The 567-nt window shown below is 36.2% G+C and carries 3 protein-coding genes; all 3 read left to right on the top strand.

Features of this window, described 5'->3' with window-relative positions; all coding sequences use genetic code 11:
- A partial coding sequence (locus D1606_RS18825) for a hypothetical protein (protein ID WP_158582392.1) occupies positions 1 to 187 on the top strand: 187 nt, incomplete at its 5' end.
- Positions 187 to 408: a hypothetical protein gene (locus D1606_RS14200; protein WP_119416681.1), complete on the top strand. Its 222-nt coding sequence runs from the start codon at positions 187 to 189 to the stop codon at positions 406 to 408. The genes D1606_RS18825 and D1606_RS14200, both read left to right, overlap by 1 nt.
- 18 nt (positions 409 to 426) lie before the next feature.
- Positions 427 to 567 (top strand): DUF3850 domain-containing protein (locus D1606_RS14195; protein WP_119416680.1); only part of this gene is annotated, 141 nt, incomplete at its 3' end.

Raw genomic sequence — 567 nt, 5'->3', positions numbered from 1 at the left:
ATACATCGTAGACCAAATCGCCATTGCATATTGCAATCTTAAAAAGTTTGGTGATAAAAACTCAGAGAAAGATTTCGATATCTTCACTGCACAACTAATGCAAATCACAGGATTAGATTATGAAGGTACTTTGGAATATGCAGTTAACTTCTTGGCAGAACAAAACAAGCATGAAGGTGTTGCGTAATGTCAGTTATTCAGTTGAACATTTTTGACTGTGATGAAAAGATCCGTCAAAAAGATGATGTTTTTCAACAGTTGATGGAGCTTACACCAGAACACTCAATGTTTGTAAAAGATATGCAAATTGAACGCACAGAAAAGTTTTATGTAGTAGAGACTTCTGATTTTGAAGAAATCTTTCATGATGTTGCAGGATGCTATGAGTTTGTGAATCAGTATTTGTAATAAAAGAGGTGAAGAAACATGACCGTAACTCACAGCTTGAAGATTTTACCGCAATACTTTGCAGCAGTTGTAGAAGGCTGTAAAACATTCGAAATTAGAAAGAATGACCGCGGATTTCGTGAAGGTGATCTTCTCGTATTGCGTGAATGGACCGGCAAA

Origin of the sequence: Rummeliibacillus sp. POC4 (assembly GCF_003576525.1) — a bacterium.
Lineage (GTDB): Bacteria > Bacillota > Bacilli > Bacillales_A > Planococcaceae > Rummeliibacillus.
The sequence above is the reverse complement of the archived record's forward strand: the minus strand, read 5'-3'. Positions and strand labels throughout refer to the sequence as shown.